Origin of the sequence: Endozoicomonas sp. ONNA2, assembly GCF_024606365.1 — a bacterium.
In the GTDB taxonomy this organism is placed as follows: domain Bacteria; phylum Pseudomonadota; class Gammaproteobacteria; order Pseudomonadales; family Endozoicomonadaceae; genus Endozoicomonas.
Genome location: NZ_JAHHPO010000967.1, coordinates 1 through 5,790, shown reverse-complemented (window position 1 = coordinate 5,790; position 5,790 = coordinate 1). Strand labels below are relative to the sequence as shown.

General features: G+C 41.5%; 5 protein-coding genes. 1 reads left to right on the top strand and 4 read right to left on the bottom strand.

Going from position 1 to position 5,790, the window contains the following annotated elements; all coding sequences use genetic code 11:
• Nucleotides 1-80: 80 nt before the first annotated feature.
• Nucleotides 81-449 (top strand): hypothetical protein, encoded by a 369-nt coding sequence (locus KDK14_RS17125; RefSeq protein ID WP_257266399.1) that lies wholly within the window; start codon nucleotides 81-83, stop codon nucleotides 447-449.
• Here the strand turns inward: KDK14_RS17125 and KDK14_RS17120 are convergent.
• The 4 genes from KDK14_RS17120 to KDK14_RS17105 form a co-directional block, all read right to left on the bottom strand.
• Nucleotides 430-1,605 (bottom strand): hypothetical protein, encoded by a 1,176-nt coding sequence (locus KDK14_RS17120; RefSeq protein WP_257266398.1) that lies wholly within the window; start codon nucleotides 1,603-1,605, stop codon nucleotides 430-432. The genes KDK14_RS17125 and KDK14_RS17120 overlap by 20 nt on opposite strands.
• On the bottom strand, nucleotides 1,602-3,998 hold the full coding sequence (locus KDK14_RS17115) for a CS1-pili formation C-terminal domain-containing protein (protein WP_257266397.1): 2,397 nt from the start codon (nucleotides 3,996-3,998) through the stop codon (nucleotides 1,602-1,604). Before KDK14_RS17115 ends, KDK14_RS17120 begins: the two co-directional genes overlap by 4 nt.
• Before the next feature lie 135 nt (nucleotides 3,999-4,133).
• Nucleotides 4,134-4,784, bottom strand: a complete 651-nt coding sequence (locus tag KDK14_RS17110) for a hypothetical protein (protein WP_257266396.1) — start codon at nucleotides 4,782-4,784, stop codon at nucleotides 4,134-4,136.
• Nucleotides 4,785-4,942: 158 nt separating this feature from the next.
• A complete protein-coding gene (locus KDK14_RS17105) occupies nucleotides 4,943-5,473 on the bottom strand; it encodes a hypothetical protein (RefSeq protein ID WP_257266395.1) in 531 nt (176 codons plus the stop codon).
• Nucleotides 5,474-5,790 lie beyond the last annotated feature (317 nt).

Sequence of the window (5,790 nt, the reverse complement as noted above, 5' to 3'; positions counted from 1 at the left end):
TTAGAGCTGTTCAGAATTACAGTAATATGCCTTTGCTGGGTGCTGAATAGTTACAGAAAAATTTCTAAGTGGCTTTGAACATGACTGCTGTAATTCTTTCCCGCACCGAAAAATCCTTCACTTTGCAAATTGAAGTACCTGTTGACTCAGATAACATGCTCTCCAGTGAAGACCTCCTTCAGGATGCCCTCAATGAGGGTGGACGGCTGGCAACAGGTGAACTTTTACAACGCTTTGAAGTTCCGAATCATGATCCTGTTGTACTCCGTGGACAGAAGCTGACTTATAAACATCAGGTGGCCAAACGTTATGAAACACCCTATGGAGTATTTACCTTTGAACGCGCTGTCTATCAAGGGCATTGCGGTGGTGTAACCTGGAGTCCTCTGGATCATAATGCCCATATTAATTATACGAATTCAGGATACCTTAATCTGGAGACACTGTAATATAAAGCGTGTCACGGTATGTATTAGCTGGCATAGAGCGAGCCTTTGGTACATCAAATATAAGAACCGTTCTATCACCATAAATGCAATTCATGCTACCACTTCCCTTAAAACCTCTGTTTGCAATATTTGGATATAAAGCAATTACCCTGTTAGTCTGCTTTAGTTGAACACTGTAGTTCACACAGCTATCGGAAGGCAGCAGCCTACAATCTCTGGACTCTGAAGTGCTTTTCAACCTAAATTGTCCATCGTAATCATTTTCACCATGAGCTTGAACCTGTACAGTCCCAGTACTGTTTCGATAGATACAAATAGATCGCTCGCTTTGGTAATGGGGCGAGTGAAGTTCAACATTATCTAGGTGATTGATACGAACAAGGTCTGGTACCGTAAGCCGAATAGTGAGATTAACCGAGTTAACAAGCCCCTCTATAACTTTTTCCGGTAACAACGATGTTTTTGTAGCCTGAAAGGCCCTGAGTTCAAGGTTACCTTGATAAGCTCCTGCCTTGAGCAGACCTGTTTCTTCAAGAGCTTTCCTGCTTACTTTCGCTTGAATTCTGACACTTAAACACTTTAGGCATTTTTGGTTTGGATGCTGGTCATCACCCTCAAAAAGCCCGGAGCCGGAGAATGGGCAAGAACGCGAAAAATCACATCCTATAGCTGTTACATTTGGCAAGTACCTTTCTCTATTTCTATCAACCTGCCGGAATAAAATACTTATTGGTATTTTGTGTTCTCCACTTTCATGGGTTAGCATCAAAACGTTGGAGCCATCTATTTCACCACTCACATCATAATCTATGGCCCAATAGCAGCTTTCACTGTCACAGGAGCGAATTTGAAAATCTCTACTGGACACTAACTCAAGCGCATTTCCATCCCATGGAATTATTAGGGGCGTTAGATTAGTGCCATTAAGCCTTGTCCCATTCTCACAAAAACTGATTGCACGATTTCTATCACTTGCGATGCTGTATCTAATAGGATCACAGGCCGAAGTACCTATACTTCTGGACAAAGAAGTACCTCCTAGCAAGGGCTCGGCCATGATCAAAGTATTTACAAACTGTAGCAATCCAAAGAAGATATATCGGTAACGACTGCATACATACGAAGTGAACCGATTCATCAAAATACTGTTCATCATTGACAAATGATATGTCCTAAATTGAGGACTGACTTATTGGAAGCATGAGCTTCTAAAGAAACACGACACACTTCTTCATAATTTTGCTCTAACTCCAAGTATTGAAGGTTTGATGGCACTTCAACTTGAAAAAAACCCGTTTCATCTGTTTCTGAATAACTTCCGGTGTTAACAATCCTGGCGTTAGCTACTGGCTCCCTATTTCGATCCAATACCAAGCCATAAACCACTTTGAGTGAAATGATTTCATACTCCATTCTAACGACATTACCTGGATAGAGCGTAACCGTACGGGTGTTTTCTGATAACTTGTAAAAACCTGAATCACCTCCACGCAGTTGAACATTGTATATTGCGTATGGTCTTAATGGAATAATAGAATCTCTACCGCCGATAGCACTACCAACAACCTGACTATTTACTATCACATCAAATCTGGCAGTGTCGGGAACGCCTACTATTGTTACAATCAAAGCACTTTGTGCTTGTTGATCACCACCGACAGCTAAAAAAGTGCCATTGGTTATAAAGTTGGTGAATGCATTCAACGCAAAGCTAGTGTTTGTTTCGCGATTGCCGTCGGTTACACGATTTATAGCTAACCCAAACTTAGCCAATTGAGAAGCATAATCTACATCAAGACTAACGGTGTTCCCAAACTCGCTATGGTTAATATTAAATCTTGTTGACAAATTTCCAAGTAAGATTTCCTTATCTTGCCATCGTGCGTTTGCTTGCCACGCCATTAATTGTTTTTGCTCAACAAGATTACCATGGTGTTGCTCATATTGCGGTGCAAAACCCATGCTCAAATTAGAAGTATCCCAACGCCAGTTAGCACTCAATAAGGCAACCTTCTCTTTTCCAGATGCACTAAAATCCAAGCGAATATCAATATCAGACTGTGAGCCATGAAATATCGTTCGGTTATAACTGAACGTATTATAGTTGACTTTGCCATTTTGTTCGTTATCACGATAGGACAGCCTGAAAGAAGCACTACCTCCAAAAATCTGAGTATTAAAACCTATATTCACAGCTTCCCTTGACAGGTCGGTCAGTTTGCGGTCAGTTGAATAAAGACTGGCCCCGAGATTTTCCCTAATTCGATAATAGTCAAGAATAAGAGTATAATGGTTTTTTCTAAGGCCCACTGAAAAACGGGCCCCATTGCTTAAGTCACTGTCCAGCATTAAGCCACTATCGAATTCAAGTTTTCCCTTAATGGTAAAGAGACCCAGCTCAATCAATAATTTCTCTGACATCATAGACAAAGCTATTGTACCAGCCATAGCATCATCCAAACGTACGTTAAGACTTCCCCTAGCTAACAAGGGGCCGACAACTGGCGGAATTATTCGATCAGAGAGTAAACCAGCTATACGACCCACTTCAATGGAGAACCAAGGCTCTCCCGCTGGGGGAAGCTGTGACTGGCGAGCAAAAAAACGAGATATTTCTTTAATGAGCAGGCCCTTGTCGTCAAAAATTCTGATAGTCACATTATAAGCACCAGAAGGAAATGACGAAGTATCAAGTAGATGATTGCCAGACTCAAGAAGTGTAGAGTAGAGCAATTGGTTATCTTTAAGAACCTCAATCCTGCCATAATAAGGTAGAAAAACCTCCAAAGCAGTACTCTGGATTAAACCTTGATCAAGTTGGGTAATATCCGAACGGGCGAAGCGCACGCCCAATATATTTCTATCACTGGTGAATCTAAATACACCTTGCGTATTCACGTAACCTGCTTGATAGGAATAACCTTCAAACTCTCGCTGAAATAATAACGAATTGATAGCAAATGAGGAACTACCAATTAGGCTCCATCCTGCCTCCAGACTATTTTCTTGAAAGGCTAGCTGGGTTAGCCCAAGTATGTTGTAGTCAGTTACACTGGATACTATACCGGAAGCAACAGCGCCCAAATTCTGAATAATAGAAATACCTCCCTGTGCTGGTGGCAGGTACTTACGATATTCAGCGGAATTTACTTGTCGATAAGCAGAGTTCACAAAAATATCGACTCTAAATTGATTTTCATCAAAAATGATTCCAATGACTTCAGGTTCCAAAACCCCACATGACGACTGACCTTTATAAGGACATACATGGTCAGAATTATTGTCTAACTCCTTATTAAGCAACTCTGCAATAACATCTTGATTGTTTAGATCAGAAAGAGACCTGAGTATTACATCGGCATTTGAAAACTTCAAACTGTTTGGGGTATAGGTTACTTGGTGTACACCAACAAAGCGCCCTCCATAATAAACGTCTACAAAAGTTTCTATCGGCTTGGTGAGATTTTCAAAACCCTTTGGAGTTTTGAACTGGCTGGCAGCTAGCACACTATTAGGGGGGATCACACCTACTAAAAAGAACAATGCCAAACAATGTTGCCATTTCAGAATAAAAACAGGACACTTAAGCAGATTCTAACCTTATGAGCCTAAAAACAAAAAACTGCCAACGTAAATAAATACTTCACGCTGACAGTTGACTACTTCTTGTAGTACGTAAATAACTCAATCAGCAGACACCAACAAGGTCAAAATATCTGCGTAGCTGTCTGGAGCGGCACTCATAACATCATTCCTGTCAGCTACAACCCACATACGGGCGTTTCTAGGCCCGGTGCAATCAATCATAGCTTGTTTATTATCACCACCAAAGAGTGTTTTAGTACCGGTTGGGTTATGCCCCTCTCCCCATTTAGCATGGGCTGCATTGGCGGCAACATTGCTAGATACACCTTGTGTACCTGTAGCAAATACTTTGTATTTAATCAAATTGTTATTACTTTTTATACTGCCTTTCATTTTAAACTCACCTACGCCTTCCTCTCCAGAGTTTTGACTTGAAACAGACATTGAATATGTATAGGCATTATTAGATTTTTCATTAGTATAAACGCAATAATCAATTGAACCAGTAACATCTGTTAATGAACCATCCGCTGCTGCCGCTGCATCCCATGGTAAATCAATATCTGTTAACCCTGAAATTTTTACTAAATGACCGGTTTTAAGATAGACACCTACTTCTCCTGTTGAAGTTTTGCCTAAGAGTCCATCTTTTGCTGCCATGGCAAAGGGGGGTTGGAGAATACTACCTGAAAGGGCAATAATCATCAGGATGCGTAATTTACTATCTATGCCCATCTGCTTAATACTCATAACGTTAACTTCCTACGATAAAAAATGAGACGAGTAAATTGGGAAACCTCAAAAACTGGAGTTTTTGCCAATTCGTCTCGGAAAAAGGGTTTTGACAACTTGCCAAAACCTGAATTCTTTTTGAACCTATGACGACTCCTAATATGTCTTATTCATCTCTACTCAAAACGTCTCAACTGGGTTGCCAGCTGCTCTGCCGTTTGCAGTTGTGCAGCCATTATTTGTGCCGTTACCGGATCGTCTGCCTGATGAGCCAGCTTGATGGTATGCCTGGCAGTCTGGGCAAACGTTTCACAAGCCTTGGCAATTGCTTCAGCGTTCTGGTAGGTCTCCTGTGTTTGTGGGTCATCAATACGTGAATACTCAAACATTTCATTATACTCCGAGGGTACCCGACGACCGAATAAGCTGATACGCTCAGCAATCTGGTATGATGGTGGAAAGGGTTGCACGGTCTGATTTTGCCGCGCTTGATATTGAGCGGACTGACGGGCCGCTTCCGGAGCGACCGCCGCTAATAGCTGAGTAAACTCAGCAGCTCGGGCGCCTTGATTGTTCCACTGAGCCGCCTTGATCTGATTCACAATGGCCTGCCGCTCGCAATATGCAGCCACCAGTTTTTGGACCAACTCATTTTTTTCGGAAGTTTTAATACCAGTTTCCGCTTCTTTCAATGTTGAGGCAGTCATTTCATAACCCTCAAATGGGAAGTACAAGAAACCGGAATTGGATGGACGAGCTGATAAGCAGACCTCACCCTTGGATTTGCTGACCATCTCCAAGTTCCAAGTTCCAAGTGGGTCATTGCCGATAAATCTTAGGCTAACCACTTAACTAACACTGTTATTCCATCGCAATCCCAGCAAGTAAAATTATAGTAGTGTCGTTTATTTTTTATTTTTTTTTTTGAGACTATTAATTTCTTAGAAATTATCTGATATAACTTGGAATCTTAAGGTAGACATTAAGCCCCACCCACCGCACAAAGGCCTAATCTTGTACGCCC